Origin of the sequence: Aurantimonas litoralis, from assembly GCF_026153195.1 — a bacterium.
In the GTDB taxonomy this organism is placed as follows: Bacteria; Pseudomonadota; Alphaproteobacteria; order Rhizobiales; family Rhizobiaceae; genus Aurantimonas; species Aurantimonas coralicida.
This window is the reverse complement of the sequence record NZ_JAPFBM010000001.1, coordinates 910,589-937,035: the sequence shown is the minus strand read 5'-3', so window position 1 is coordinate 937,035 and position 26,447 is coordinate 910,589. Positions and strand designations below refer to the sequence as shown.

Here is a 26,447-nt window from a genome sequence, read left to right as displayed (position 1 = left end):
GGCAGTGTGCGTCCTGCATTGCCACCATCGGCGGCGGTCTGAGCTTGAGGCGCTTAGGCCGTCGCCACCCATCGCCAGAGATGGGGGGAGGGCATAGTCAAAGTCTGGAGCTTTTCGCCCGCCGTAACCCGCGCCTACCGCATGCGCAGAATTAATCCCCCATTTGATTTCCGAACCGGAAACCAGCCGAGATCAGTTCGTCTCAATCCCCTCGACGGCAGATGGCGCCTGTGCTGTCCTGCGACCATGTGCAATCTATACTCGATCACCAAGGTCCAAGCGGCAATCCGCGAATTCACTCGCGCGATGCGTGATAGCACCGGAAACTTACCGTCGCTGCCCGGCGTTTTCCCTGATTACGCCGCACCGGTCGTGCGTACAGCCGAGAACGGCGAGCGTGAGATGACGATGATACGCTGGGGCATGCCGTCGCCTCAGTTCGCCGTAAAGGGCCGCACCGTCGATAGCGGCGTGACCAATGTCCGCAACGTGAAGTCGCACACTGGCGTCGATAGCTGGGTCCGGCGAACCGCTGCCTGGGGCCTTTCACCAGCTTCTCGGAATACGAGACGACGACTGAGGGCAAGAAGGCGCCGGTATGGTTCGCGCAGGACGAGAGCCGTCCGCTGATGGTGTTCGCCGGGATCTGGACCAACTGGACCAGCGTGCGGAAGACGAAAGAGGACGAGGTGAATGTGGACCTCGTGCGAACCAAACGCCGTCGCGGCACCAATGCATCCGAAGGCGATGCCTGTCATCCTGACAAATCGGGAAGAGATGGCCATCTGGAAGCGGGCAGATTGGCCAGAGCGTCAGCGCTGCAACGGCCCTTGCCGGACGACGCTTTGCAGATCGTTGCCGGTGGGGAGTGGAGCGATGCGTAGCAGCCGCGCGGTAAGAATGGGGCTGGAAGCGCACTCTGATGCGGAATTGTCACTGTCAGTTGGCCACAGGCGCCCCGGCCGTACCTTGGCCGGGGCTCGTTTGCGATGGCTCCTGACCTTTCTGCAACCGCATGATCTCGCGGTTGTCGGCGTAGGTGTCGGCGTTGTACTCCGGCGCGTTCTCGAGCTGCTCCTGGGTGAACTGCGTGTAGAGATACATCGAGCCGTTGGCGTCCTGCATGAACTGCAGGTTGTCCATGGCCACGGCCACCTGCTTCGCGCCAATGCCCATGAAGCCGCCGACATCGACGATCACGGCGTCGACCGAACCTTCGGCGTTGAGGGCGATGTCACCGATGTCGCCAACGGAGGAGTCATCAGCACCGTAGACGGTCGTGCCCATCAGATTGTCGGCGGTCAGCTGAGCCGAGTCGGTGACCGGGGTCATCTGCTGCTGGTCTGGGGCGCCGGCAATCGTCGCCGTTGTGTCATCTTTACTATCGGGCTGGGAGCGGGGACGCGATGCTATAAGTTGATCGCTAACCGGCTCGCTTATTTCGGGCTCCGCTTCCGGAGCCTGCTGGACGGGTTGCGGAGGCGTTTGATCAGAAGGTTCTGCCTGCGGCAACGCAGGAGGAGCTGATTTCTCGATGTACCAGACATAGCCATTGACGCCGCCTAGTGTGACTAGGCCAACAATCGTGCCAATCCACCAAATTCGGCGATCCACGGGATTTATTCCAATGAGCGTCGTCACAGGGAGTTTCCCCAAGATTCAATCATGGCGACCACGCCTTGAAGATGAGCACAAGAGCTGAGAATATTGCGAATACTGCAAGCGCCGCGCCCGAAAGAAACATCGTGACAGGATCTAGCAAAGAAGCGGCTGTTAAGCCCTGCGACATCGCCGGAAAATTCCACGAAAATACGGTCATTTTCGCGCCCCCCACAAGGCCGGCAGGCGTGAAAATCAACGCGTAGATGTCTGCGATGTCGGCTCTTTTCCGTCGCCTCACAAGACCAATAAAAAAAATGGCGAGCACAATGACGAGTGCAATTGCTAGCAGCGCAAGCCAGCTCACCTCGTCCATCTGCAAAACCTATCCAACTGGATCGCCGACAAATGTGTCATTCTTTGAGCAATCCTACAATAATCTCTGTCCCTCGTCCACGGGAGAAGCCGCTGCGTGATGTGCAGTTGGTCGGCGCTCGTCGGCGGGTCCCCGCGCAAATCTTATTTCATGAGCGGCCATTGCGGGACCTGGGGTGCCGGCGGGTCGGAGCCGATGACAAGCGCGGACATGCCGTGTTGTAGTGGCGGCGCCAGCTTACGATCACGACCTTCGCCTCGGCCAGCGAGTAGAAGATCTCGCCGTTGAGGAGTTCGTCCCGCAGCCTCACTATGCGCTGGGTCCATGTTCCACCGAAAGAAGATCGTCGATGGCGTTGGGCTCAAATTCGATCATCGGCACCAACGGTTCCCTTGGTTCGGCCATGGCTGTGATAGTCCCTCTCGAATCAACACCTGACCCGCATCCCGCCCATCGGACAGGATGACGTTTGCGAGCTCGCGCCCATAGCGACCGCGCCCGCCAGTCCACTCGATACGATACCCGCCGGCCATAAGCTGTCGCAAGCGATCCCGCGCTCGGAGGCCGAGCCGCTTTTCCGCGGCGCATTCCGGCTGGCTTATCTCGGGCGTGTCGACGTTCAACGCCCGCCACTTCACGCCGCGCTCCCATCCAGTGTCGCCGTCGACGACGCAAGTGAGCTTTCGCTCTGCCCGGTTGCCGCCGGAGCAAACCGGGATGGTGCCGGCGGCGACAGCATTAGCGGAAATCGACAGAGCAATCGCGAACGGTAGGGCGAGACGCATAGAGCAACTCCTTACGCGCCGGTTCCAGCACGCTGAGAGATATTCCGACTCGAAGCTTCCCCGACAACTTGTCCCACGCTCTTGCCGGCCTCCAAGCCCGTTTTGATCTCGTTCAAGAGGCTTTGAACGCCTGCTGAGTCGGGATTGTTGTTCATAGGCGAGACTGCTTCGAAGGCAGACCCTCCGTTGCGAACGATCGCCATATCCGTCGTAACGCGTGTTTGCTGGCCCATGTCCAAGAATGTAGCGGAGACCCTCGCCTCGATCGTTGGATCGTACTCGCTGGCCAGCAGGACGTTCGCCATCACGTTGGACACCGGCTTTTCCATCACGATCTGAAACTGTGTGTCCTTAGTCAGCGAATAGCCGTAGTTGGTCATCGCTCCAACGAACGCCGTTTTCACTTCGGACGAGGGCGCGGCGATAGTTGCCTCGGGTCGGCCACTAGCAGTCTGGTGCTGCACAGTCTGGCAGGCACTCAAAGCCAACAGCACCGAGCCGAGCAGAAGTGTTCGTCGAATCATGTTCCCCCTCCAACAACTTGCGGAAACGAGATCACGCCACGGCAATGCTCGTCAAACGTGCTGATGGGGAGAAAGCTAGTTCGCCGACGAATTCTTGGCGGCTGCATTCTTGGTCGGACAGGATCGGCGAAAAGATCGACCCGTTCGCGGCGGATGCGGCGGCGCTCGCGGCTGGGAAGCGCCTCAGCTTAAACGGCATCTCCCTCCACGCGCTGCTAATCGCCTAGTGGCAAGATGGCGCGCCAACATAGTATTCTTGGCCCGGACCGTACGGGATCAGCTAGAGGCCCAAGGCCCTGACGCCTCAGCCGTCAGCGGGATCTCGACCAGAGGACAATTCCTTTGGAGGTTCGACATCATTCCCGACGCGAGGCGTTTTGGCTGCGTTCTTTTCCTCGGCAACGTCCTTTACTCGGGCCAACCTCTGCCTCCGCTTGTGCCGAGCGACGTACCATTCATCAAACAGCATCTCGATTAGTTCGATCAGTGTCTGCGCCTCGCCGGGGTCAACGTCTATGATAACGTTAATATCCCGCTCCATGTGAGCGCCGATATTCCCAACTTCGCGCACGGCATCAAATGCTTCGACAGTTTCGTGTTCTACGCCTTGCGGTGCCGTGCCCTTGTCAAGGCGACGTCGGAGTTCATTCACTTCCTCAAAAAGAGTTCTCTTCCGAATATCGCAGAAATCCCGGATCATACCTTGGAGGCACCTGCGGGATAACGTGGCAGAAGCTTTCGGACTAAGTTCCCTGATGAGGCATGCTTCCTCATAATCATCCACTAGTGCTTTAGGGACACACTCTGGCTGTGGCTTGGCTAATGAATACGGTCTCAATTGCCACGAGGATATGGGCTCACCTGACGGCGCACTTCCGCCAGAAGGAGAGCGGGAAGACTTTATTAGAGCAGTATGTAGAAAAATGTCCCGACAGTCTGCGTTCGAGCATGATATCGCTTGAGTCCGAAGCCCCACTTCCCCCAGTTTATGCGCTCCTACATTTATCAAATGAAAAGAATCATATGAATTCATCGGAGTTACCACTTGGGCATGCTGACAGACGGGGCAGGTCCAGCGATAGATCGATGATTTCTGCCCTCTAGTGCGCAATACCATAAAAATATTCCATTGTTCTGGCGGCTAGTTCGGACCCGCTTAACGTTCGACGTCCTAAGAGCAAAAGGCGAACACGACACACTGCTCGGGTAAGAACCCCACCGGAACCCCAGACGGCTCTTTCAGTCACGTGCCATCGGAGGGCGCCACAACACGTTGATAGCACTGGGAAAATGGTGCCGCTTGCGTGACTCGAACACGCGACCCCGTCATTACGAATGACGTGCTCTACCAACTGAGCTAAAGCGGCACGGTCCGGATCGGATCGAAATCCGCGGACGGCGCCCTGATAGCGGGAAACGCGGTCGGGTTCAAGCGGGAAAGCGACATGGGGCGGCGGCGCGGCACGATTGTGCGATGCGCCGCCGGCAAGTGGGGTGCGGCGGGCTGCGTCAGCCGCAGATGCGGCGCCTGGCGGCGTCGTATTCGGCGGCGAGGCGATCGACCAGGGCGCTGGCCGGACCGACCGAGCGCACCGCGCCGATGCCCTGGCCCGAGCCCCAGATCTCCTTCCAGGCCTTGGGCTTGGCACTGCCGCCGAAATCCATCTGGCTGGGATCGCTGCCGGGCAGGGCGTCCGGGTCGAGGCCGGCGGCGACGATGGATTCGCGCAGGTAGTTGCCGTGGATGCCGGTGAAGAGGTCGGTATAGACGATGTCGCTGGCCCGGCCGCGGGCGATGCCCTGCTTGTAGTCCTCGGCCGCCCGCGCCTCGTCGGTGGCGATGAAGGCCGAGCCGATATAGCCGCCGTCGGCGCCCATGGCCTCGGCCGCGAGCACCGCGTCGCCGGTGGCGATCGCGCCGGACAGGAACACCGGCCCGTCGAACCATTCGCGGATTTCCTGGATCAGCGCGAAGGGCGACAGCGTGCCGGCATGGCCGCCGGCGCCGGCCGCCACCGCGATCAGGCCGTCGGCGCCCTTCTCGATCGCCTTGCGGGCGAAGCGGTCGTCGATGACGTCGTGCAGCACGAGGCCGCCATAGGAATGCACCGCCTCGTTCACTTCGGGCCGCGCGCCCAGCGAGGTGATGACGATCGGCACCTTGTGCTTCACGCAGACCGCCAGGTCCTCCTGCAGCCGGGTGTTGGAGCGGTGGACGATCTGGTTGACGGCGAAGGGCGCGGCCGGCCGCTCGGGATGCGCGCGGTCGTGGGCGGCCAGTGCCTCCTCGATCTCGCAGAGCCATTCGTCGAGCTGGGCCGCGGGCCGGGCGTTCAGCGCCGGGAACGCGCCGACGATGCCGGCCTTGGCCTGGGCGATGACCAGCGCCGGATGCGAGATGATGAACAGCGGCGCGGCGATGACCGGCAGCCGCAGGCGACCTTCGAGAAGCGTGGGGAGGGCCAGGATCACACCTATGATTTTGACGTAAACGTAAGAGTATGGCGTCGTAGCAGATCGCTCGGGCCCTGCAAAGATCGGTGTCGGGGGTGGCCCGGCGCGTGTTCGATAGCACCATCGTCCGGGCAGGGCGCCGCTTTGCCGGACAGGCGGTCGCACCATCTTGCGCGCCGGCCCGCGACGACCGATCTTGGCGGGCGATGTCCGACCTGTTCCCGCCCGTGCCCACCACGCCCTCGCTCTTTGCCGAGCCCGGGCCGACGACCGTCCGCGTCATCGACGTGGAGACGGCGGGCCACCGGCTGGAAGAGGATGCCGTCATCGAGATCGGCTCGATCGATGTGGATCTGGCAACCGGTGCGATCGGCAACCCGCTGCAGAGCTTGTGCGATCCCGGCGGCGTCGCGATCAATCCGCATGCCCGCAAGGTCCACCAGATCAGCGACGCCATGCTGGAAGGCGCGCCGCCCTTTGCCGAGGCGGTCCGGCCCTTCGCGTCGGCCGGCCTCTATGCCGCCCAGCGCGCCAGCTTCGATCGCTCGCGGCTGCGGCTGACCGGGCGCTGGCTGTGCACCTACAAGCTGGCGCTGCGGGCCTTTCCCCAGGTGCGGGCGCACGGCCTGCAGAGCCTGGTCAAATATGTGCCGCTGGATCTGTCCGAGGTGCGGCCGATGCTGGAAGGGCTGCATCCGCACCGGGCGCTCTACGACGCGGTCTGCACGGCGGTACTACTGCGGACCATCGCGGCAACGCTGATGCCGCGCTGTCACGACGTGGACGATTTTCTGGAGCGGGCCGAGCGGGTCTCGAACGAGCCGGCGCTGCTGGCGCGGCTGCGCTTCGGCCGCCACAAGGGCGTCGCCCTCGCCGAGGTGCCGGACGCCTATCTGGAATGGCTGCTGCGCGAGCCCGGCATGGAGGCCGACGCCGTCTTCACCGCCCGCCACCATCTGCGGCTGCGCAGCGTGCGCGGTGCCCGCCAGATGCCGGCGACCGCCATCTGAGCCGACCGGAGGCGGCGTGGGCTGCCTCGGGTACGATGCGGCCCGGCGCAAGCGCCCTATGTGCCCCGCCATCGCCGATCCGCAGCCGTTCCGGAACCCCATGAAGCGCTTTGCCGAACTCCTCGACCGCCTGGTCCTGACCCCGTCGCGCAACGGCAAGCTGCGCCTGATGGTGGATTTCTTCCGCCATGTGCCCGATCCCGAGCGCGGCTATGCGCTGGCGGCGATCACCGGCGATCTCGACGTTCGCAGCGTCAAGCCGGCCATGCTGCGCGAATTGATGGCAAGCCGCATGGACGAGGTGCTGTTCGGCTATTCCTACGATTATGTCGGCGATCTGGCCGAGACCATCGCGCTGGTCTGGCCGTCGCCCTTGGATGGTGCCGCTCGGCCGGCCGATCCGCCGACGCTGGCCGAGGTGGTGGAGACGCTGGATGCGGCGACCCGCAAGGACGGCCCGGCGCTCGTCGAGGCCTGGCTCGACCGGCTGGATTCCTCGGGCCGATATGCGCTGCTGAAGCTCGTCACCGGCGCCATGCGCATCGGCGTCTCCTCGCGCCTCGCCAAGCAGGCGCTGGCGGAGTTCGGCGACCGGCCGGTGGCCGAGATCGAGGAGCTCTGGCACGGGCTGCAACTGCCCTATGAGAGCCTCTTCGCCTGGCTCGAAGGGCGCGACGACAAGCCGGTCTCGGCGGCGGCCTCGCCGTTCCGCCCGGTGATGCTGTCGCAGGCGCTGGAGGAGCCGGATTACGGTCGCATCGACCCCGAGACCTATGCGGCGGAGTGGAAATGGGACGGCATCCGCGTCCAGGCGACGGCGGAGAACGGCACGCGGCGGCTGTATTCGCGCACCGGCGACGACATCTCCAACGCCTTTCCCGATCTTCTCGACTTCATGACCTATGAGGGCGCGCTCGACGGCGAGCTGCTGGTCGCCACGCCGCAGCCGCAGGGCGGCGGCACGCCGAAGGTCGACGCGCATGAGGGGGCGCCGCGCGACGACATCGTCGTCGGCACCTTCTCAGACCTGCAGCAGCGCCTGAACCGCAAGACGGTCTCGGCGGCGGTCCTGAAGCGCTATCCGGTGTTCCTGCGGACCTATGATCTCTTGCAGGACGGCGACGAGGATCTGCGGGCGCTGCCCTTTGCCGAGCGCCGCAAGCGGCTCGACCGCTTCGTCACCGGCCTGGAGCCGACCCGCTTCGACGTCTCGCCCTTCCTGGCCTTTTCCGATTTCGGCGAACTCGCACGCCTGCGGGCCGGCCCGCCCCATCCGGTGATCGAGGGCGTGATGCTGAAGCGCTGGGACTCCACCTATGTGCCGGGCCGGCCGAAGGGGCCGTGGTTCAAGTGGAAGCAGGACCCGCATCTGGTCGACGCGGTGCTGATGTATGCCCAGCGCGGCCACGGCAAACGGTCGAGCTTCTATTCCGACTACACGTTCGGCGTCTGGACCGGACCGATGGACGATCCCGAGCTGGTGCCGGTCGGCAAGGCCTATTTCGGCTTCACCGACGAGGAGCTGAAGCAGCTCGACAAATATGTCCGCGACAACACGATCGAGCGCTTCGGGCCGGTGCGCTCGGTGCGGGCCGAGCCCGATCACGGCCTCGTCCTGGAAGTCGCCTTCGAGGGGCTGGCCCGGTCGAGCCGCCACAAGAGCGGCGTCGCCATGCGCTTTCCGCGCGTCTCGCGGCTGAGATGGGACAAGCCGGCCTTCGAGGCGGACCGGTTGGAGACGCTGCAGGCGATGCTGCCCGAGCCGATGCCGGAATAGGCGCCGCAGGGCTGCCGGGGAAGGGCCGTGCACCGGCTGGCCGGTGCTGCGGGCTTGTGCCGCGCGGCGCGACCGCCTACCTGCCGGGCAGGGACGCAGCGGAGCAGTGCAACATGTCGGAACGGGTGAACAGGTTTCTCGGTGGCTCGCCGCTCGGCGTGATCATGCGGCTGATCCTGCTGTCGATCGTCGTCGGCGTGATCCTGTCCTGGCTGTCCTGGAGCCCGGCCGACGTGATCGACTGGTTCTTCGGCCTGTTCGACTGGCTCTGGTACAACATCTTCGGCTCGCTCGACCGGGCGCTGGACTATTTCCTGCTCGGCGCGGCCATCGTCATCCCGATCTTCATCATCTCGCGCCTGCTGACCATCGGCCGCCGCTAGGCGGTTCGACGCGGCGCATCCGGAGCGAGCAGGGTCAGACGGTCGCTGCGGCCTTCTGCGCCTGTGCGCGCTTCTTGACCGCCGCGGCGCTCTCGGAGATCGCCTCCATGATCTGGTGGATCGGTTCGGCGCCGCCCGACAACAGGGCGCCGACGAGCACGATGTCGGCCAGACGCAGGACCACGCCCATCTTGAAGTCGGTCGGTAGCAGCGCACCGAGGATGCTGACGCCGGCGAGGCCAATGAAAAGCCCCAGAATGAGCGAAAAGATCGTGGTGCGAAACTTGATCGCTTTGCTGTCCATCGCTGTTTCCGCAAGTGGTCCGACGAAGTTCGCCTTGGGCTGGTAGGGCTCGAGAAACACCGCCACATAGACCTCGGTCGCCCGCTCCACGAACAAGGCCAGCACGACGAAGATGCCGAGCCGTTCGAGGATGGCGACGATCGTTCCCGTTTCGATGGGGGCTAGCAGGAAATATTCGGGTTTATTCTTTAAAAGCCACGCAGTCAGCGCGACCGCAGCCAAAGCCGAGAGGAAGACAGTGTACTTCAGGAATTTCGAACCATACATGGCGAGGGCACCTCGGGCGCAGGATATTCCGTAAGGGAATATCCGGCATCATGCCTGCCTGCTGTCGTGCCGACAAGGGATCGGCATGGCGCCCTCGTGACCGCGGCACACGGATCGCTCAGGCGAACTCTGAGGCTACCCGGTGCAGGATCGAATGGCGGCGGGCCAGCGCGTCGATGTCGCGGGAATAGCCGCCGCCGATGACGCAGGCGACGGGGATGCCGGCGTCGCGGCAGGTCCCGATCACCGTGCGGTCGCGCTCGCCAAGGCCGGCATCGCTCAGCGCCAGGCGGCCGAGCCGGTCGTCTTCGTGCGGGTCGACGCCGGCATTGTAGAAGACGATGTCGGGCAGCGACCGGCGGAGCCCCTCGGCCAGCGCCGGCACGAGGGCGTCGAGATAGTCGGCGTCGCCAGTGCCGTCGGCCAGCGGCACGTCGAGATCTGACTGCGCCTTGCGCACCGGATAGTTTTTCGCGCCATGCAGCGACAGGGTGAAGACCCGCCGCTCGTTCTCGAAGATGCGGGCCGTGCCGTCGCCCTGGTGGACGTCGCAATCGACGATCAGGACGCGGCCGGCATCGCCGTCGGCCAGGAGCAGCGACGCCGCCACCGCCACGTCGTTGAACACCGAGAAGCCGGCGCCGCCGTCCCGCGCCGCATGATGGCTGCCGCCGGCCGTGTTGCAGGCGAGCCCCTCGACAAGCGCCAGATGGGCGGTCAGCACCGTGCCGCTGGTGGCACAGCGCGAGCGCAGTGCCACCTTCTCGTCGACCCGGAAACCGATCGCCTTCTCCATCTCCGGCGGCACGGCCGAAAACAGCACCTGGTGGACATAGAGCGGGTCATGGGCCAGCCGCAGCCAGTCCTGCGGCGCAGGCGCCGGTTCATGGTAGCCGCCGGGCGCGACGAGCCCGTCCTCGACGAGGATTTCGGCGAGCCGCGAGAATTTCGACATCGGAAACCGGTGCGCGGCGTCAAAATCCGCGTCGAAGGCGGGATGGTGGATGATCGGAAGAGGCATTCGGCGACAAGCTAGGGCGGCCTCGCCGGGATTCACCGCGGCAAGGTTTCGCTTGCGTGCCTGCGATGCCGGTGCAACCTGCCGCCCATGCACGAGATGATCGATCAGGACGACAGGCGCGGCGGCGGCAGCGGCGCGGAGCCGGGCGGACCGGCGCCGCGCTCGCGCCCCTTCGCGGTCACCCATCGCGATGTCTGGAAGATCACCCTGCCGATGACGCTGGCCTTCCTAACGACGCCGCTGATCGGGCTGACCGATACGGCGGTGGTCGGGCGGATCGGCGATGCGACGGCGCTCGGCGGGCTGGCGGTCGGCGCGCTGATCTTCGATTTCGCCTTCGCCACCTTCAATTTCCTGCGCTCCGGTACGACCGGGCTGACGGCGCAGGCGGCCGGCGAGGAGAACGGCCGCGAGGTGCAGGCGGTGTTCTGGCGCTCGGTGGTGCTGTCGCTGCTGATCGGCGCAGGGCTGATCGCCGCCGAGCCGCTGATCACCGGGCTCGGCCTTCTGGCCATCGCGCCGGGGCCGGGGGTCGTTGCCGCGACCGGGCTTTACGTCTTCGTGCGGATGTTCTCGGCGCCCTTCGCCTTTCTCAACTACGCCATTCTCGGCCATGTGCTGGGCTGCGGCCGGGGCGGCCTGGGGCTCGCCCTGCAATTCGTCGTCAACGGGACCAACATCGCCCTGTCGATCCTGTTCGGCCTGGTGATGGAATACGGCATTGCCGGCGTCGCCGTCGGCACGGTCTGCGGCGAGGCGATAGGCGCCCTTGTCGGCTTCCTCGTCGTCTTGCGGCGTTTCGACGCCGCCGACCGGCCGTCCCGTGCGCGGGTCTTCGAGCGGGCCGGCTTCGTGCGGATGATCGCGGTCAATCGCGATATCATGATCCGCTCCTTCTGCCTGCTCGGCGCCTTCATGCTGTTCGCGCGGCTCGGGGCCCAGTTCGGCACGCTGGTGCTGGCGGCCAACGGCATCCTGATGAACTTCTTCGCGGTCGGCAGCTATTTCCTCGACGGGCTGGCGACGGCCACTGAGCAACTGGTCGGGCGTTCGGTCGGGGCGCGCTACCGGCCGGCCTTCGACCGGGCCGTCCGCCTCACCATCCTGTGGGGCATGGTCGTGTCCCTGGTGGTCTCGGCGGTGTTCCTCTTCGCCGGCGAGGCGCTGATCGCAGGACTGACGACGGACCCGGCGGTGCGGCAGATGGCCGGGGACTATCTGCCGTTTGCGGCGCTGACGCCGGTCGCCGGCGCGCTGGCCTTCATCATGGACGGCGTGTTCATCGGCGCCACCTGGTCACGGACCATGCGCAACATGATGATCGCCGCCTTCCTCGTTTTCGCGGCCGCCGCCTACGCGCTGACGCCGTTCTACGGCAATACGGGCCTGTGGCTGGCGCTTTTGGGCTTTCTGGGCTTTCGCGGCTTCAGCCTGCTGGCGCTGGTGCCGCGGCGGCGGGCCGAGACCTTCGCCGTGCCGTCATGGCCGGGCGGACGTGAGGGCGCTGCAGTGCGGTAACGTTGTCCACAGACAAGACGAAAGTTCGACGGAACGGAAACCGGGACTTGCCGTTAGCTGACCATCTTTACCCACCCTCAGGTTGCGCCTCGCCGCCGACCGGACTTACGGGAACCGACGGCAGCAGGACATGAGACAGCGCGACGACTGGCACCTTACCGAGATCATCGGCCACGAGCAGGGCCGGGGCGATCCCTTCGCGGCTGCCATTCGCGGAACCCGCATGCCGATGATCATCACCGATCCGCGGCAGCCCGACAATCCGATCGTCTTCGCCAACAAGGCCTTCCAGGATCTCACCGGCTACGCGCGTGACGAGATCATCGGCCGCAACTGCCGGTTCCTGCAGGGGCCTGACACCGATCCTGCCGAGGTGGATCGTCTGCGCCAGGCCGTGGCGCGCGAAGAGGCGGTGAACGTCCAGTTGCGCAATTACCGCAAGGACGGCAGCGCCTTCTGGAATTCGCTCTATGTCAGCCCGGTGCGCGGCGAGGACGGCGACGTCCAGTTCTTCTTCGCTTCGCAGCTCGACATGACCGATCGGGTCGAGGCCGAGCAGGCGCTGGCTCGCCGCAAGGAGGATGTCGAGGCGCAGGTCCATGCCCGCACCCGCGACCTGCAGGCGGCGCTGGAGGCCAAGACGCTGCTGCTCAACGAGGTCGATCACCGGGTCAAGAACAACCTGACCATGATCGGCTCGCTGCTGCGGCTCCAGATGCGCTCGATCCCCGATCCGAAGTTCCGCGAGACGCTGGAAACCATGCTGGAGCGCATCGACGCCCTGGCCGCCGTCCATCGCCGGCTCTACCAGGCCGACGACGTGACCCGGTTCGACGTGGGCGCCTTCGCCGACAGCCTCGCCTCGGACGTGCTGGGCGCCAGCGGTCGCGAGGACATCCGTTTGAACAGCCAGTGCGAGGCCGTCGCAATCGCCGCCAGCAAGGCGGCACCGGTCGGCCTGATCCTCAACGAGCTGATCACCAATGCCGTCAAGCACGCCTATGCCGACGGACGGAGCGGCGAATTGCGCCTCGAGGTCCGGCAGCTCGACGGCCACGCCATGATCGATCTGCGCGACGACGGTCCAGGGTTCGACGCGGACCGGATCACCACCGGCTCGGTGGGCCGCTCGCTGATCGCGCGTCTGTCGCGCCAGATCGGCGCCGAAACCGAGTGGAACGGCGCCGCCTCCGGAACCCATGTGTCCATCCGCTTCCCGCTGCACCAGCCGGACGAAGCAGGAGCTGCCTGAACATGCCCGCGCTCAAGTTCCTGATCGTCGAAGACGAAGCGCTCCTCGCCATGGACATGGAAGCCATGATCGAGGATGCGGGCTACGAGGTGGCCGGCGAATGCGCGTCGCTGCGCGAGGTGCAGGCGCTGCCCCGAGATCTGGCGCCGGACGTCGCCTTCGTCGATCTGCATCTGGCCGAGAATTCGAGCGGCCTCGATGTCTGCACCCATATCCGCAGCATCTGGCCCGACACGATGGTGGTCTTCGTGACCGGCAATCCGCGCAAGCTGCCGGAAGACTTCGCCGGCGGACATGGGGTCCTCCCCAAGCCCTTCGTGCGCCATGATGTCTTCCGGATCATGCAGTATCTGCAGGAGGGGATGTCCAACCCGCCGCCGCACTGCAAGCCGCCGGCGAGCTTCCACGCCTCGCCGGGCCTCGCTTTCGCCTGGGCCTGAGCCCGCGACGTCGCCCTACGCTGTGAGGCTCAGGTCGCGGGCGGATCGGCGAGAACGGCATCGACGCCGCGGTCGCGCAGCTCGCGCAGGCTGTCGATCCCCGCGCGGTCGAGATAGCGCAGGATTCCCCTGAGAATGGCGCCCGGCAGTTCGGGGCCATGATAAACCAGCGCCGTGTAGAGCTGCACGAGGTCGGCACCCGCCTCGATCCGCCGGATCGCCTCCGCCGCGCTGTCGATCCCGCCGACGCCGATCAGCGGCATGTCGGGGCCGAGCGCCTTGCGGAACCGCGCCAGCACATAGGTCGCGCGCGCCGCCAGCGGTGCGCCCGACAGGCCGCCCGCCTCGGTGGCGTCCGGCAGGCCGGTGACCCCCTCGCGCGACAGGGTCGTGTTGGAGACGATCATGCCGTCGATGCCGCGCCGCGTGACCTCGCCGGCGATCTCCTCGATCTGCTCCTCGGTCAGGTCCGGCGCCACCTTCAGGAACAGCGGCGTCTTCGCCGTGCCCGACAGGGCGGCGTAGCCGTCCCGCGCCGCCACCGCCGAGCGCAGCAGCCGGTCGAGTTCCGAGCCGCTCTGCAGCGCCCGCAGGCCCGGCGTGTTGGGCGAGGAAATGTTGATCGTCAGATAGCTGGCGACCGGGGCGAAGACGTTGATGCCCTCGACATAGTCGGCGACCCGGTCGATCGCGTCCTTGTTGGCCCCGACATTGACGCCGACGATGCCCGGCTTGCGGGCGCGGGCGGACAGCCGGGCGAAGGCTTCGGCATGGCCCTGGTTGTTGAAGCCGAGGCGGTTGATGATCGCCTCTTTCGCCGTGATGCGGAACACCCGGGGCTTGGGATTGCCCTCCTGCGGCTTCGGCGTGATCGTGCCGACCTCGGCAAAGCCGAAGCCGAGCCGCAGCGCGGCGTCGGGCACCTCGGCATTCTTGTCGTAACCGGCGGCGAGGCCGAGCGGATTGGGAAAGCCAATGCCGGCGACCGCGACGCGCAGACGATTGTCCACCGGGGTATCGGCGCGCGGCACGAGGCCGCTCTTCAGGGCAGCGATCGACAGGCCGTGGCTGCGCTCGGGATCGAGGCGGAAGATGGCCGGGCGTGCCAGCCGGTAGAGGCGTCTCACCTGACGGAGCCGGGGAACTGGTGATTGCCGTCGGCGCCGAGCGGCAGATCCTCGACCCACAGCACCGCGTCCAGCGGCAGCGGACCGTAGAGATGCGGGAACAGCGCGCCACCGCGCGACGGCTCGAAGCGCAGGGCCTCGCCGAGCTTGGCCGGATCGACCGCGATCAGCAGGAGATCGTCCTGGCGGGCGAAGTGCCGGGCCGCCGTCTCGCGGGCCTGCTGGCCGGTCGAGAAATGGATGTAACCATCCGCCTCGTCCACCGGTGCGCCGTCGAAGCGGCCCTTGGACTTCGCGGCCTCCCACAGCGCCCGCGGCGCGATCTTGTATATCGGCTCAACCATGCTTCTTCGGTTGCCAGAGGCACCGGCAAAAAGCAATCGCGCCGAATGGTCCTCTGCCGCCACGAGGTGGTCACGTCCCCGGTCTAGCGTCCGCGCCAGGGCCGGAGCGAGCCGGCCATCCACCCAAGCAACGGGAGGCCGCCATGGCCGGATATGCACTGACGATCCTGACCGCAACCGCGCTGCTGGCGACGCCGGCGGCCGCGCAGTCGCTGCTCGACACGCCCGGCGGACGCTACGAGATGCAGCCCGTCGATGGCGGCGTCGCGCGGCTCGACACGGTGACCGGCGATGTCGAGTTCTGCCGGGTTTCGGGCGACGCCATCGTCTGCACCGATGCGACACTCGGCGGGGGCAGCGGCGCGAGCGGTGACGGCGATCTCGCCGCCCGCCTCGACGATCTCGAAGCCCGGGTGGAGGAACTGGAAGAAGGCCGCCGGGCGCTGATCGACAGCGACGATGCCGATCGGGCCGTCGACCAGATGCAGAAGCTGTTCCGGGGCTTCGCCGACATCGTCCGGGATCTCGACGAGGACATTCGCGGCGAGACCCCGTCGGATGATGCGGACGCCGAGACGGAGATGCCGGGCCGGACCTGACGCGTGATGAGAGGGAGGGGGCGGCGCGTCAGACCGGGAAGCTGACCCGCCGCCTCAGATAGGCTTCCATCGTGTCGAGGGAGCGCTCGCCGGCGGCGGTCGGAAACACTTCGAAGACGTGGCAGCCGCCATTGGTCAGTGACAGCTCCGTCTCGATCCCGCTGCCCATCCAGCGCATCGCCATGAACAGCGTGTCGTCGATCAGAAGGTCGCGCGTGCCGCAGCTGAACAGGGCCGGCGGCAGCCCGGTCAGGTCGGCATGGAGCGGTGAGACTGCCGGGTCCTTGAGCGAGACGCTCTCCGGCACCAGCCGCATGACGAATTCCATGACGTCGTCGGTGTTGAGGACGAGCCGCTCCTTGCCCCAGTTGCGCACGCTCGGGGTCAGTGACAGATCGTAGCAGCCGGCGACCAGATTGGCGGCGCGGAACGGCGTCAGGCCGTATTCGTCGCGCAGCCGCAGCATCGTCAGGACGGCGAGATGCGCCCCGGCCGATTCCCCGCCGATCGCCAAAAAGCCGCGCGGCAGGTCGAGATGGCCGTTGGCCAGCGCCACGGCGATGTCGGTGCAGTCGTGCAGGGCCGCCGGATGCGGAAATTCGGGCGCCAGCCGGTATTCGACCGAGGCGACGGTCAGCCCGGTATTGTCGGCCATCCTGCGCAGGCGCGGATCGGCCTCGTCGGCGGCGCCGAACACCCAGCCGCCGCCATGGATATGCAGGAAGGTGCCGCGGGTCTGGCCGTCGCGCGGGCGGAACACCCGCACCGGGATCTCGCGGCCGGCGCCGCCGATATGGATGATCTCCTCGGCGTTCTTCTCGCGCGGTCCGATCGGCAGGATGCCGCGGCCCTCGCGCCGCGCCTTGCGAACCGTCTCCACCGGCAGCGACCAGGGATCGGGCAGCGCCTTCTGATCCCTGATGATCTTCTCGTTCAGGGCGACCAGCTCGGGGTCCGCCTGCGCCGGGTCGAAAGCTGCGGGGTCGATGGACAGTCGCGTCTTGGTCATTGCCGTTTCCCTGTTTGCGCCGGAGAAGCTAGGACATGGCCTCCGCAGGTGTAGGGCGCGGCGTGTGGCAAAGGCTCGGGGCCGCATCCAACGACAACGGGGCAAGCCGATGGACCAGCATATCGAGACCCTCAGCGTCGCCACGAAGGGGCGCTCGATGACCGACGTCAGCGCCGCGATCGCCAAACGGTTGACCGCGGCGGGCGCCCGCGAGGGGCTGCTGACGGTGTTCATCCGCCATACCTCGGCGTCGCTGACCATCCAGGAGAATGCCGATCCCGACGTCCAGCACGACCTCTTGAACGCGCTCGACCGGCTGGCGCCCGCCGATGCGCCCTATGTCCACACCATGGAGGGCCCGGACGACATGCCGGCCCACATCAAGACCGTGCTGACGGGAACCAGCGTCGCCGTGCCGGTGTCGGGCGGCCGCATGATGCTGGGCACCTGGCAGGGCATCTATGTCGTCGAGCATCGGGCAAGCCCGCATTCGCGCGAGATCGTGCTGCACTTTTCCGGTACGCTGGGCTGAGGCCGGAACCACCGCGGGTTGATCCCGCCGGGCAGCCGGGCCAAGAAGGGCCGCGACGAAGTGGGAGCGCGTCGCAGCCGGTATCCGGTTGAAAAGGCAGGGGGGGAGAACAGGGGCATGCGCTACGTCTTCATCGTGGCCGACGATCATCCGCTGTTTCGCGGCGCGCTGCGGGAGATCCTGACGTCGCTGCCGGACACGGCCGAGATCGTCGAGGCGGCGGATTTCGACCAGGCCGCGGCGGCGCTGGCCGCCAATCCCGAGGCCGATCTGATGCTGCTCGACCTGAACATGCCGGGAACCAGCGGCCTGTCGGGCATGGCGCTTTTGCGCGCCGACCACCCCTCGGTGCCCATCGCCATCGTCTCGGGCAGCGAGGACGCGCCGATCGTGGCGCGCGCCCTCGATCTCGGCGCCTCCGGCTTCATTCCGAAATCCTCCGGCTTTGCGGAGATCCGCGAGGCGATCCTGGCGCTTCTGGCCGGCGAGGTCTTCCTGCCGCCGGACATCTCGCTGGAATCCGAACGCGACCCCGAGGTCACCGAGCTGATCCAGCGCATCCGCACCCTGACGCCGCAGCAGACGCGGGTCTTGACCATGCTGGGGCGCGGGCTTCTCAACAAGCAGATCGCCTACGAGCTCGGCATCTCCGAAGCCACCATCAAGGCGCATGTTTCGGCGGTACTCCTGAAGCTCGGCGTCGACAGCCGCACCCAGGCGGTGATCCGCCTGTCGCGGCTCGGCATCGATCTGGAAAGCGGCCTCGCCGGCTGAGCCGAACACCGCAGACGCATCCCATCTAGGACAGCGCCATGGGCCGGCGCTGCTGCCGGCTGCCTATTCCGCGGCTTCGCGGCGGCCGTGCTTGCGGCCCATGGCGGCGCGCAGCGAGGCCGGCTTCAGCGGCTTGGTCAGGATGTCCACTTCCATTCCCGCCGCCTGCTCGCGCAGGTCGGGCGACCGGTCGGCGGTGACGAGGATCACCGGCAGGTCGGGGCCGAACACCCGCCGCAGCGCCGTCACGGCATCGAGGCCTGTCCCCTCGTCGAGATGATAGTCGACGAGGGCGATGTCCGGCACGATGCCGCGCCGCCCGAGATCGGGGATCGCCTCCGACGCGGACCCATAGGCCTCGACCTCGCAGCCCCAGCCGGCCAGGAGCACCCGCATGCCTTCGCGGATGGCCACCTCGTTGTCGATGCACAGGACGCGGGTTCCCGCCAGCGCCAGCCCGGCCCGCGCGGGCAGCAGCGCGGTCTGGGGCGCGGTGACGGGCGTCACGTCGGCCACCGGCAGGGTCACCCGGAAGCGGGTGCCGCGGCCATGCTCCGACGTCGCCTCGATCGGATGGTCGAGCACCCGGGCGATGCGATCGACGATGGACAGGCCGAGCCCCAGCCCGCGGGCGGTGCGGCTGCCCTCGTCGAGGCGGACGAACTCGTGATAGATCGCCTCCAGCTTGTCGGCCGGAATGCCGATGCCGCTGTCGGCGATCTCCACGTCGATCCGGCCGCCGGTGCGATGGCGCACGCCGACCACGACCTTGCCGGCGCGGGTGTATTTGATGGCGTTGGAGACGAGGTTCTGGATCAGCCGGCGCAGCAGGTTGCGGTCCGAGCGAACCGACACGCCGGTGCGCACGAAGCGCAGCGCGATGGCCTTTTCGTCGGCCAGCGGCTTCATGTCGGTCTCGATCTGGCGCAGCAGCCGGTCGAGCGGGAAATCCTCGATCTTGGCCTGCATGCCGCCGGCTTCCAGCCGCGAGATGTCGAGCACCGCGCCGATGATCGCCTCGACGGCCTCCAGCGACGAGCCGATATTGGCGGCGATCTCGGTCTCCTGCCCGCCGAGGCTGCGCTCTTCCAGCGCCGCGGCGTAGAGCCGGGCGGCATTCAGCGGCTGCAGGATGTCGTGGCCGGCGGCGGCCAGGAAGCGCGTCTTGCCGAGATTGGCCGCGTCGGCCGCCAGCCGCGCCTTGCCGAGCTCTTCGTTGGCGGTCGTCAGCTCGCCGGTGCGCATGCGCACCCGCTCTTCCAGGCTCTCGTTCATCTCGCGCAGGGCGGCGGCGCGGCGCACCCGCTCGGTCATGTCCGAGACGGTGGCGACGAGGCCGCCTTCCGGCATGCGGTTGGAGCGGAATTCCAGGACCCGGCCGGAGCGGCGCAGGCTGATCTGGCGCAAGGCCGGCGGCCGGGTCAGCACCTCGAAACTGGTGTCGTATTCCGGCCGGTCGATTTCGCCGGCCTCGATCAGCTCGTCGAGGACGACGGTCATCGGCGTGCCGATCTGGCCGAACTCCGAGGACAGGCCGACAAGATCGCGGAACTGCCGGTTCCAGAAGGTCAGGCGGTAGTCGGCGTCGAAGATGGCGAGGCCCTGGTCGACCTGTTCGAGCGCGATCCGCAGGAGATCGCGATTGTATTGCAGCGCCTCGGAGGCGTCGTCGAGGAGCTGCAGCGCCGAGCGGCTGGAATCGGCGTGGCGCTGGAACAGGAGCGACAGGACGAGCCGCGACGAGGCCGAGCCGATGGCCGCCGCCAGAAGCTGCTCGGAAAAGCGGATCGTGGCGGAATCGGCCGTGTCGTCGTCGTCGATGGTCCGGTGCTCGGCCTCCGCAAAGCTGCGGAACGAGCGTTCGGTGCGGTCCGAGCCGAGATAGCGGGCGATGGTCGCCTTGAGTTCGCGGATGCTGACCCCGGCGCGGGTGCGCCGCACGCCGGCCGCGGGACCGACGTCGCTGGAGGCGAAGACCGCCGCCTGGATGCGCTCCAGCGGCGTCGCCTTGCGGCTGAGCGAGCCGACGACGAGGAAGAAGATATTGGCCGACAGGCTGACGAGGCAGCCATAGAGCAGGGGATCGAGCAGCGGCGCGGCGGCGGAATCGGCACCGGCGGTGACCGCTGTCGCGTCGATCGCCTGGCCACGTAGGAGCGCCGGCATCAGCAGCGTCCAGGCCCAGCCGATGATGCCGGCGATGAGGCCCGCCGTGGCGCCGCGGGCATTGGCGCCTTTCCAGTACAGCCCGGCGAGGAAGGGCGGCGCGAGCTGGGCGATGGCGGCGAAGGACAGAAGCCCGATCGAGGCGAGGCCGCTGCCGGCCCCGGCGTAGCGATAATAGCCGTAGCCGAGGAACACCACGACGAAGATCGCCGAGCGCCGGACATTGAGGATCAGCCGGGTCTCGTCGCGGGTGGGGTCGACCGCATGGTCGCGGCGTTTCAGGAGCCACGGCAGCACGAGGTCGTTGGAGATCATGATCGACAGGGCGACGCTGGCGACGATCACCATGGCGGTGGCGGCCGACAGGCCGCCGATGAAGGCCACCAGCGACAGCGCGTCCTGGCCCTGCGACAGCGGCAGCGACAGGACGTAGAGATCGGCATCGACGCTGGGGCCGAGGGTGATCAGCCCGGCCACGGCGATCGGCACGACGAAGAGGTTGATAACGACGAGATAGAGCGGGAACAGCCAGCGGGCGCGGCGGATCTCGTGGCGGGTGCGGTTTTCCACCACGGTCATGTGGAACTGCCGCGGCAGGAGCAGGATCACGAGCGCGCTGAGGCCGAGCGAGGCAATGAAATGCCCGCCGATGCCGCCCTGGAAGGAGGCGAGGACGCGCGGGCTGGCGAGCGCGGCATTCCACAATTCGCCGGGCTCGAACAGGACGAAGGTCGCCCACAGGCCGACCGCCAGGAAGGCGGTGAGCTTGACCAGCGATTCCATCGCGACGGCCAGGACGAGGCCGTCCTGATGCTCGGTGGCGTCGGCGTGGCGGGTGCCGAACAGCACCGCGAAGATGCCGAGAACGGTGGCGACGAGCAGCGCCAGGTCGCTGAACAGCGGCGGCATTTCCAGCGTCGCGCTGTAATGGGCGACGAGGCTGGCGACGCTGGTGGAAATCGCCTTCAGCTGCAGGGCGATGTACGGCACCGTGCCGACGATGGCGATGACGGTGGCGAGCGCCGCGACCGACGGGTTCTTGCCGTAGCGCGAGCCGATGAAGTCGGCGACGGTGGTGATGCGCTCGGCCTTGGCGTGGCGGATCAGCCGCTCGATGAAGCCCGGCGCGAAGACGAAGACGAGGATCGGGCCGAGATAGATCGCCAGGAAGGACAGGCCGTCGCGCGCCGCCACGCCGACCGAGCCGAAGAACGTCCAGGAGGTGCAGTAGACGGCGAGGCTGAGCGCATAGACGCCCGGCCGGCTGATGCGCGCCCGGCCGGCCGCCGCCCGGCGGTCTCCCCACCAGGCCACGGCGAACAGCAGCAACAGATAGACGATCGCCGTGAAGACGATGATCCCGCTATGCAATTCTCATCCTCCCGGCGGCCTGACGGGAGCGGAGCGGCGCCCCTGCGGGTCAGGTGAGCCGGGATGCCGCTTCAGGCCGCAGCGTGTTCGACACAACCACCGGTGTCCGCGCAAGTCCAGATCGCGACGCCGCCGGTGCCGGCGATCGCCGGTTTTCTGCGTGTCGCGCGATTGTGCCCCTGCCGCGCAACTGTAGAGTGGACGCCCCATCGTCAGAGGAATCATGAGATGCTCAAGGAATTCAAGGAATTTGCCCTGAAGGGCAACATGGTCGATCTGGCGATCGGCATCATCATCGGCGCGGCGTTTTCCGGCCTCGTCAATTCGGTGGTCAAGGACCTGTTCATGCCGGTCATCGCCGCGATCTCGGGCGGCGTCGACTTCACGAACAAGTTCGTCGGTCTCGACGACGGCGTCACCGCCACCAGCCTGGAAGCGGCGCGCGAGCAGGGACCGGTGCTCGCCTATGGCCAGTTCGTGACCCTGTCGATCAACTTCCTGATCGTCGCCTTCATCCTGTTCATGGTCGTCAAGGCGATGAACAAGATGAAGCGCAAGGAAGAGGCCAAGCCGCCCGAGGTCGCCGAAGTGCCGCGCGACGAGAAGCTGCTGGAGGAAATCCGCGACCTGCTCGCCAGCGCGTCGAACCGCGAAACCCGGGTCTGACGCTTTACTGAACCGACGACGAGGCCCGCCGCCGTCAGCGGCGGGCTTGCATTTTCCGGGACGAAGCGCGATGCCGGGCACGGCGTCAGGCGACGCTGTTTTCGTTCGAGTCTCCCCCGGAAGGCACCCTGATGAGCGACAGATTTCGGCTCAGCCGCGAGGCTGTGGAAGCGCCGGCGAGCGGCATTGTCGCCGTCATCGACTATGCCCGCGGCCATGAGGGGGTGATCCCGCTCTGGGCCGGCGAGGGCGACCTGCCGACGCCGGGCTTCATCGCCGAGGCGGTGACCGCGAGCCTTGCGGCGGGCGAGACCTTCTACACCTATCAGCGCGGCCTGCCAGAACTGCGCCAGGCGCTGAGCGACTACACCGCCCGGCTCTACGGCGTCGAATCCTCGCCGGAGCGCTTCTTCGTCACCGGCTCGGGCATGCAGGCGATCCAGATCTCGATCGCCGCGAGCGCGTCGCCCGGCGACGAGCTGATCTATTTCGGCCCGGCCTGGCCGAACTTCGCCGCCGCCTGCGGCGTGCGCGGCGCCGTGCCCCGCGAGGTCGCACTCGACTGGACCGATGCCGGCTGGCAGCTCGACCTCGACAAGGTCGTCGCCGCGATCGGCCCGAAGACCCGCACCATCTTCGTCAACACGCCGGCGAACCCGACCGGCTGGACCGCCGACCACGCGACGCTGAAGGCGCTGCTGGCGCTGGCCCGCCAGCACGGCCTGACGATCATCGCCGACGAGATCTACAGCCGCTTCTACTACGCCGCCGACCGGGCGCCGTCCTTCCACGACATCATGGAGCCGGACGACGCGATCCTGTTCGTCAATTCCTTCTCCAAAAACTGGGCGATGACCGGCTGGCGGGTCGGCTGGATCGAGACCACCCCGGCCATCGGCACCGTCATCGCCAATCTCACCCAGTATTCGACCTCGGGCGTCGCCCCCTTCATGCAGCGCGGCGCCATCGCCGCGATCACCGAGGGCGAGCCCTTCGTGGCGATGCAGGTGGAGCGGGCCCACAAGGCGCGCGACATCTTCACCGAGCGGCTGGCGGCGACCAACCGGGTCGCCATCGTCCAGCCGGCGGGCGCCTTCTATTCCTTCTTCGCCATCGACGGCATCACCGAAACCCGCGAGACGGCCTTCCGCATCGTCGACGAGGCCAAGGTCGGCCTTGCGCCCGGCACAGCCTTCGGGCCGGTCTCGCCGGGCTCGTTCCGGGCCTGTTTCCATCGCCGGCTCGACGAGGTGGAGATGGCGGCGGATCGGCTGGCCGACTGGATCGGCCGTTCGGCGTGACAGGCTGGGACCGGCGCCGGGTCGGCAATCTCGCCGCCACGCTGGCGCTGGCTGGCCTCGGCGGCGGCGTTGCGGCGGCGCTCGGCCTGCCGGTCGCCTGGCTGCTCGGCCCGGTTCTCGCCGTTTCGGCTGCCAGCGTCGCCGGTCTCGATACGCGGCTGCCGCAGGCGCTGCGGACACTGGCCTTCTTCATTCTCGGGATGCAGGCCGGTTCCGGCGTGACGCCCGCGGTCCTCGACCAGATGGCGATCTGGCCGCTCTCCTTCGCCGTCCAGATGCTCGGTGTTCTGGGCGTCATCATCGTCACGCGCGCGTTCCTGCGCCACGGCCTCGGCTGGGACCGGGACACCGCCCTGTTCGCCTCACTTCCGGGCGCGCTGTCCTTCGTGCTGGCGGCGGCCTTGGAAACAAGGGCCGACCTGCCGCGGGTGACCATCGTCCAGAGCGTGCGGCTGCTCATCCTGATCGGCGCCCTGACGCCGGTGCTCGGCTGGTTCGAAGGCGGCGAGGACGTGGTGGCGGCCTCGCGCGGCACCGACGGGCCGCTGACGGAATATCTGCTGCTGCTGTTCGTCTGCGTCGCAGCGGCGGCGCTCGGCCATCTGGTGCGGCTGCCGGGCGGGATGATGCTGGGCGCGCTGATCGGCAGCGCCTTCATGCATGTCGGCGAATTCGCCACCGTCGCCATTCCGCCGGCTCTCGCCGTGCCGAGCCTGATCCTTCTGGGCGCTCTGATCGGATCGCGGCTGCAGGGGCTGGACCGCAGGGGAGTGTTCGCGCTGCTGCCCGCGGCGATCGGCTCGTTTGCCATCGGCATCGTGGTCTCGGCGATCTCGGTCGCCGTGGCGGTGCTGGTGCTGGAGATCTCGATCGGCAAGGTGGCGCTGGCCTATGCGCCGGGCGCGCTGGAAGCGCTGACCGTTCTGGCGTTCCAGTTCGACGTCGATCCGGCCTATGTCGCGGCCCACCACGTCGTGCGCTTCGTCTGCATCGCCCTCATGGTGCCGCTTCTGGCCAAGCACATCGCGCGGCCGGGCGACACCGTGGCGGTGCCGCCGGAGGAATCAGGCGTCGATGGCGGCGAAGACCGACGGTGACGGGGCGGGCGCCTCGCCGCCCTCCGGTCCCCAGAAGATCACCCAGGTGACGAAATCGTCCGACATGTCGGTGAAGCGGTGGTCCTGGCCGGCGCGCACGAACAGCGCATCGCCCGCCGCCACGTCGTCGGTCTGGCCTTCGCGCCAGAAGGCGGCCCGGCCCGACACGACGATGTAGAGCTCGTCCTGCAGATGCGGGCGCTGGTGGTCCGTGCCGCGCGGCGCGAACACTTCCAGCGACATGGTGCCGTGGGAGATGGCCTCGGCGGCGAAGACGCCGTCCGGCCATTGCTCGGTCGCGGGCAGGGGCAATCTCTCCAGAAGCTGCGCCAGCGAAATCTTCATGGAGCGCTCCTTTCGACGCGGGTCGTCACCCGGCCGCGTCGTGCGCGGCCGGTGTGGGACGTGTCAGCCGCCGGCCTGCGACACGACGAGCGGGGTCACCTTGGTGGACCGCTCGGCCTGGGCCGGCTGCTGGCTGGCGAAGGGAATGCCGATGGCGTTCCAGGTCTCGACCAGGGCGTCCTTCAGCGTGTCGATCAGCGCGTCGTCGTGCAGCGGCGTCGGCGTGATGCGCAGGCGCTCGGTGCCGCGGGGCACGGTCGGGTAGTTGATCGGTTGGATGTAGATGCCGTGGGCGTGGAGGAGGTGGTCGCTGGCCTTCTTGCACAGGTCCGGATCGCCGACGAGCACCGGCACGATATGGGTCTCTGACGGCATCACCGGCAAATCGGCCTCGCCGAACACCAGCTTTGCCTGGGCGGCCTGGCGCTGTTGCGCGTCGCGCTCGGCCTGGCTGGTCTTCAGGTGGCGGATGGAGGCGACCGCCGCGGCGGCGAGAGCCGGCGGCAGGGCGGTGGTGAAGATGAAGCCCGGCGCATAGGAGCGGACCGCGTCGATCAGCGCCCGGGTGCCGGTGATGTAGCCGCCGAGGACGCCGAAGGCCTTGGCCAGCGTGCCCTCGATCACGTCGATCCGGTGCGCGACGTCGTCGCGCTCGCAGATGCCGCCGCCGCGCGCGCCATACATGCCGACCGCATGGACTTCGTCGATATAGGTCATGGCGTTGTAGCGCTCGGCCAGATCGGCGATCTCGGCGATCGGCGCGATGTCGCCATCCATGGAATAGACGCTCTCGAAGACGATCAGCTTCGGCCGGTTCGGCTCGGCGGCCTTTAGGAGCTCTTCCAGATGGGCGAGGTCGTTGTGGCGGAACACCTGCTTCTTGACGCCGGACTTGCGCACGCCCTCGATCATCGAGGCGTGGTTCAGCTCGTCGGACAGGATCAGGCAGTCGGGCAGCAGCTTGGCGATGGTCGAGATCGACGCCTCGTTGGAGACGAAGCCGGACGTGAAGACCAGCGCGGCTTCCTTGCCGTGCAGATCCGCAAGTTCCTTCTCCAGTTCCACCAGCGGGTGGTTGGTGCCGGAAATGTTGCGGGTGCCGCCGGCGCCCGAGCCCATGGCCGTGACGGTCGAGGTCATCGCCGACATAACGTCCGCGTGCTGGCCCATGCCGAGATAGTCGTTGGAGCACCACACGGTGATCTCGGTGGCTTCGCCGTCATGGCGCCAGATGGCCTTCGGAAACCGGCCTGCAATGCGCTCGAGATCGGCAAAGACCCGGTAGCGTTTCTCGGCATGCAAAGCCTCGATCGCAGACTCGAACTGGCCCTGATAATCGATCATCCCATACTCCTTGTCAGAACCTTTCTAAGAGCCGTTCCAGTCAAAGTCCATCTTCGGCCGGG

At 67.0% G+C, this 26,447-nt stretch carries 26 protein-coding genes, 1 tRNA gene and 2 pseudogenes; 13 read left to right on the top strand and 16 right to left on the bottom strand.

The window, feature by feature from the left end; all coding sequences use genetic code 11:
• Positions 1-246 precede the first annotated feature (246 nt).
• Positions 247-884, top strand: a pseudogene (locus N7I30_RS04470) (SOS response-associated peptidase).
• Between the two features lie 55 nt (positions 885-939).
• Here N7I30_RS04470 and N7I30_RS04465 read toward each other — a convergent pair.
• The 8 genes and pseudogenes from N7I30_RS04465 to N7I30_RS04430 all read right to left on the bottom strand — a co-directional run bounded on the left by N7I30_RS04465 (position 940) and on the right by N7I30_RS04430 (position 5,750).
• Positions 940-1,641, bottom strand: coding sequence for a PRC-barrel domain-containing protein (locus N7I30_RS04465; protein ID WP_498636964.1), 702 nt, complete (start codon positions 1,639-1,641; stop codon positions 940-942).
• Positions 1,642-1,663: 22 nt separating this feature from the next.
• A complete protein-coding gene (locus N7I30_RS04460; RefSeq protein WP_498636962.1) occupies positions 1,664-1,975 on the bottom strand; it encodes a hypothetical protein in 312 nt (103 codons plus the stop codon).
• A gap of 143 nt (positions 1,976-2,118) precedes the next feature.
• A pseudogene (locus N7I30_RS04455) lies at positions 2,119-2,282 on the bottom strand (integrase core domain-containing protein); the annotation flags it as partial.
• Between the two features lie 64 nt (positions 2,283-2,346).
• Entirely contained in the window at positions 2,347-2,760 is a 414-nt protein-coding gene (locus N7I30_RS04450) for a thermonuclease family protein (RefSeq protein WP_498636960.1), read from the bottom strand.
• A gap of 11 nt (positions 2,761-2,771) precedes the next feature.
• Positions 2,772-3,284 (bottom strand): hypothetical protein, encoded by a 513-nt coding sequence (locus N7I30_RS04445; RefSeq protein ID WP_498636958.1) that lies wholly within the window; start codon positions 3,282-3,284, stop codon positions 2,772-2,774.
• A 304-nt stretch (positions 3,285-3,588) separates the two neighbouring features.
• Positions 3,589-4,317: a DUF4145 domain-containing protein gene (locus tag N7I30_RS04440; protein ID WP_498636956.1), complete on the bottom strand. Its 729-nt coding sequence runs from the start codon at positions 4,315-4,317 to the stop codon at positions 3,589-3,591.
• A 258-nt stretch (positions 4,318-4,575) separates the two neighbouring features.
• Positions 4,576-4,651, bottom strand: a tRNA-Thr gene (locus N7I30_RS04435).
• Between the two features lie 142 nt (positions 4,652-4,793).
• A complete protein-coding gene (locus tag N7I30_RS04430; RefSeq protein WP_498637138.1) occupies positions 4,794-5,750 on the bottom strand; it encodes an NAD(P)H-dependent flavin oxidoreductase in 957 nt (318 codons plus the stop codon).
• A gap of 194 nt (positions 5,751-5,944) precedes the next feature.
• Between N7I30_RS04430 and N7I30_RS04425 the strand changes: the two genes are divergently transcribed.
• The 3 genes from N7I30_RS04425 (at position 5,945) to N7I30_RS04415 (ending at position 8,908) form a co-directional block, all read left to right on the top strand.
• Positions 5,945-6,748 (top strand): exonuclease domain-containing protein, encoded by an 804-nt coding sequence (locus N7I30_RS04425; protein WP_498636954.1) that lies wholly within the window; start codon positions 5,945-5,947, stop codon positions 6,746-6,748.
• A 100-nt stretch (positions 6,749-6,848) separates the two neighbouring features.
• Positions 6,849-8,525: a cisplatin damage response ATP-dependent DNA ligase gene (locus N7I30_RS04420; protein WP_498637136.1), complete on the top strand. Its 1,677-nt coding sequence runs from the start codon at positions 6,849-6,851 to the stop codon at positions 8,523-8,525.
• Positions 8,526-8,638: 113 nt separating this feature from the next.
• Positions 8,639-8,908 carry a DUF6460 domain-containing protein gene (locus N7I30_RS04415; RefSeq protein WP_498636952.1) on the top strand — a complete coding sequence of 90 codons (270 nt, stop codon included), beginning with the start codon at positions 8,639-8,641 and terminating at the stop codon, positions 8,906-8,908.
• A 34-nt stretch (positions 8,909-8,942) separates the two neighbouring features.
• Here N7I30_RS04415 and N7I30_RS04410 read toward each other — a convergent pair whose 3' ends face one another.
• Positions 8,943-9,434, bottom strand: coding sequence for a hypothetical protein (locus N7I30_RS04410; protein WP_498636950.1), 492 nt, complete (start codon positions 9,432-9,434; stop codon positions 8,943-8,945).
• 163 nt (positions 9,435-9,597) lie between these two features.
• Positions 9,598-10,500, bottom strand: coding sequence for a histone deacetylase family protein (locus N7I30_RS04405; RefSeq protein WP_498636949.1), 903 nt, complete (start codon positions 10,498-10,500; stop codon positions 9,598-9,600).
• Positions 10,501-10,596: 96 nt separating this feature from the next.
• Here N7I30_RS04405 and N7I30_RS04400 point away from each other — a divergent pair, with 96 nt between their 5' ends.
• The 3 genes from N7I30_RS04400 to N7I30_RS04390 all read left to right on the top strand — a co-directional run bounded on the left by N7I30_RS04400 (position 10,597) and on the right by N7I30_RS04390 (position 13,710).
• Positions 10,597-12,018: an MATE family efflux transporter gene (locus tag N7I30_RS04400; RefSeq protein WP_498637134.1), complete on the top strand. Its 1,422-nt coding sequence runs from the start codon at positions 10,597-10,599 to the stop codon at positions 12,016-12,018.
• Positions 12,019-12,148: 130 nt separating this feature from the next.
• A complete protein-coding gene (locus tag N7I30_RS04395; RefSeq protein WP_024349674.1) occupies positions 12,149-13,270 on the top strand; it encodes a PAS domain-containing protein in 1,122 nt (373 codons plus the stop codon).
• A 2-nt stretch (positions 13,271-13,272) separates the two neighbouring features.
• The gene (locus tag N7I30_RS04390; protein ID WP_230786485.1) at positions 13,273-13,710 is read left to right on the top strand and encodes a response regulator; all 438 of its coding nucleotides are present in this window, start codon (positions 13,273-13,275) and stop codon (positions 13,708-13,710) included.
• Between the two features lie 29 nt (positions 13,711-13,739).
• Here N7I30_RS04390 and N7I30_RS04385 read toward each other — a convergent pair whose 3' ends face one another.
• A complete protein-coding gene (locus N7I30_RS04385; protein ID WP_498636947.1) occupies positions 13,740-14,837 on the bottom strand; it encodes a quinone-dependent dihydroorotate dehydrogenase in 1,098 nt (365 codons plus the stop codon).
• Positions 14,834-15,181 carry a DUF952 domain-containing protein gene (locus N7I30_RS04380; protein ID WP_498636945.1) on the bottom strand — a complete coding sequence of 116 codons (348 nt, stop codon included), beginning with the start codon at positions 15,179-15,181 and terminating at the stop codon, positions 14,834-14,836. Before N7I30_RS04380 ends, N7I30_RS04385 begins: the two co-directional genes overlap by 4 nt.
• Before the next feature lie 143 nt (positions 15,182-15,324).
• On the opposite strand from N7I30_RS04380, the gene N7I30_RS04375 reads away from it, so the two are divergent.
• Positions 15,325-15,780: a hypothetical protein gene (locus N7I30_RS04375; protein WP_498636943.1), complete on the top strand. Its 456-nt coding sequence runs from the start codon at positions 15,325-15,327 to the stop codon at positions 15,778-15,780.
• Positions 15,781-15,808: 28 nt separating this feature from the next.
• Here N7I30_RS04375 and N7I30_RS04370 read toward each other — a convergent pair whose 3' ends face one another.
• Positions 15,809-16,789, bottom strand: a complete 981-nt coding sequence (locus N7I30_RS04370; protein ID WP_498636941.1) for an alpha/beta hydrolase — start codon at positions 16,787-16,789, stop codon at positions 15,809-15,811.
• Positions 16,790-16,898: 109 nt separating this feature from the next.
• Here N7I30_RS04370 and N7I30_RS04365 point away from each other — a divergent pair, with 109 nt between their 5' ends.
• Together N7I30_RS04365 and N7I30_RS04360 are read left to right on the top strand one after the other, a co-directional pair.
• Positions 16,899-17,321: a secondary thiamine-phosphate synthase enzyme YjbQ gene (locus N7I30_RS04365; protein ID WP_498636939.1), complete on the top strand. Its 423-nt coding sequence runs from the start codon at positions 16,899-16,901 to the stop codon at positions 17,319-17,321.
• Between the two features lie 117 nt (positions 17,322-17,438).
• Positions 17,439-18,095, top strand: coding sequence for a response regulator (locus N7I30_RS04360; RefSeq protein WP_024349681.1), 657 nt, complete (start codon positions 17,439-17,441; stop codon positions 18,093-18,095).
• Between the two features lie 63 nt (positions 18,096-18,158).
• Here N7I30_RS04360 and N7I30_RS04355 read toward each other — a convergent pair whose 3' ends face one another.
• Positions 18,159-21,632 carry an ATP-binding protein gene (locus tag N7I30_RS04355; RefSeq protein WP_498636936.1) on the bottom strand — a complete coding sequence of 1,158 codons (3,474 nt, stop codon included), beginning with the start codon at positions 21,630-21,632 and terminating at the stop codon, positions 18,159-18,161.
• Positions 21,633-21,860: 228 nt separating this feature from the next.
• On the opposite strand from N7I30_RS04355, the gene mscL reads away from it, so the two are divergent.
• The 3 genes from mscL (at position 21,861) to N7I30_RS04340 (ending at position 24,696) form a co-directional block, all read left to right on the top strand.
• Positions 21,861-22,298: a large conductance mechanosensitive channel protein MscL gene (gene mscL / locus N7I30_RS04350; RefSeq protein ID WP_498636934.1), complete on the top strand. Its 438-nt coding sequence runs from the start codon at positions 21,861-21,863 to the stop codon at positions 22,296-22,298.
• Positions 22,299-22,429: 131 nt separating this feature from the next.
• Positions 22,430-23,599: a pyridoxal phosphate-dependent aminotransferase gene (locus N7I30_RS04345; RefSeq protein WP_498636932.1), complete on the top strand. Its 1,170-nt coding sequence runs from the start codon at positions 22,430-22,432 to the stop codon at positions 23,597-23,599.
• Positions 23,596-24,696, top strand: a complete 1,101-nt coding sequence (locus N7I30_RS04340) for an AbrB family transcriptional regulator (protein ID WP_498636931.1) — start codon at positions 23,596-23,598, stop codon at positions 24,694-24,696. The genes N7I30_RS04345 and N7I30_RS04340 overlap by 4 nt, the downstream gene beginning before the upstream one ends.
• Here N7I30_RS04340 and N7I30_RS04335 read toward each other — a convergent pair.
• Both N7I30_RS04335 and hemA read right to left on the bottom strand, forming a co-directional pair.
• A complete protein-coding gene (locus N7I30_RS04335; protein ID WP_228239441.1) occupies positions 24,664-25,041 on the bottom strand; it encodes a cupin domain-containing protein in 378 nt (125 codons plus the stop codon). The genes N7I30_RS04340 and N7I30_RS04335 overlap by 33 nt on opposite strands.
• 63 nt (positions 25,042-25,104) lie before the next feature.
• On the bottom strand, positions 25,105-26,382 hold the full coding sequence (hemA, locus tag N7I30_RS04330) for a 5-aminolevulinate synthase (RefSeq protein ID WP_498637132.1): 1,278 nt from the start codon (positions 26,380-26,382) through the stop codon (positions 25,105-25,107).
• Positions 26,383-26,447 lie beyond the last annotated feature (65 nt).

Coding starts and splice junctions, on each gene's coding strand:
- N7I30_RS04425 (WP_498636954.1), top strand. CDS start 5,945: ATGTCCGACCTGTTCCCGCCCGTGCCCACCACGCCCTCGCTCTTTGCC.
- N7I30_RS04375 (WP_498636943.1), top strand. CDS start 15,325: ATGGCCGGATATGCACTGACGATCCTGACCGCAACCGCGCTGCTGGCG.
- N7I30_RS04405 (WP_498636949.1), bottom strand. CDS start 10,500: ATGCCTCTTCCGATCATCCACCATCCCGCCTTCGACGCGGATTTTGAC.
- N7I30_RS04400 (WP_498637134.1), top strand. CDS start 10,597: ATGATCGATCAGGACGACAGGCGCGGCGGCGGCAGCGGCGCGGAGCCG.
- N7I30_RS04440 (WP_498636956.1), bottom strand. CDS start 4,317: ATGAATTCATATGATTCTTTTCATTTGATAAATGTAGGAGCGCATAAA.
- N7I30_RS04365 (WP_498636939.1), top strand. CDS start 16,899: ATGGACCAGCATATCGAGACCCTCAGCGTCGCCACGAAGGGGCGCTCG.
- N7I30_RS04460 (WP_498636962.1), bottom strand. CDS start 1,975: ATGGACGAGGTGAGCTGGCTTGCGCTGCTAGCAATTGCACTCGTCATT.
- N7I30_RS04380 (WP_498636945.1), bottom strand. CDS start 15,181: ATGGTTGAGCCGATATACAAGATCGCGCCGCGGGCGCTGTGGGAGGCC.
- N7I30_RS04360 (WP_024349681.1), top strand. CDS start 17,439: ATGCGCTACGTCTTCATCGTGGCCGACGATCATCCGCTGTTTCGCGGC.
- N7I30_RS04450 (WP_498636960.1), bottom strand. CDS start 2,760: ATGCGTCTCGCCCTACCGTTCGCGATTGCTCTGTCGATTTCCGCTAAT.
- N7I30_RS04445 (WP_498636958.1), bottom strand. CDS start 3,284: ATGATTCGACGAACACTTCTGCTCGGCTCGGTGCTGTTGGCTTTGAGT.
- N7I30_RS04345 (WP_498636932.1), top strand. CDS start 22,430: ATGAGCGACAGATTTCGGCTCAGCCGCGAGGCTGTGGAAGCGCCGGCG.
- N7I30_RS04335 (WP_228239441.1), bottom strand. CDS start 25,041: ATGAAGATTTCGCTGGCGCAGCTTCTGGAGAGATTGCCCCTGCCCGCG.
- N7I30_RS04420 (WP_498637136.1), top strand. CDS start 6,849: ATGAAGCGCTTTGCCGAACTCCTCGACCGCCTGGTCCTGACCCCGTCG.
- N7I30_RS04415 (WP_498636952.1), top strand. CDS start 8,639: ATGTCGGAACGGGTGAACAGGTTTCTCGGTGGCTCGCCGCTCGGCGTG.
- N7I30_RS04370 (WP_498636941.1), bottom strand. CDS start 16,789: ATGACCAAGACGCGACTGTCCATCGACCCCGCAGCTTTCGACCCGGCG.
- N7I30_RS04390 (WP_230786485.1), top strand. CDS start 13,273: ATGCCCGCGCTCAAGTTCCTGATCGTCGAAGACGAAGCGCTCCTCGCC.
- N7I30_RS04395 (WP_024349674.1), top strand. CDS start 12,149: ATGAGACAGCGCGACGACTGGCACCTTACCGAGATCATCGGCCACGAG.
- mscL (WP_498636934.1), top strand. CDS start 21,861: ATGCTCAAGGAATTCAAGGAATTTGCCCTGAAGGGCAACATGGTCGAT.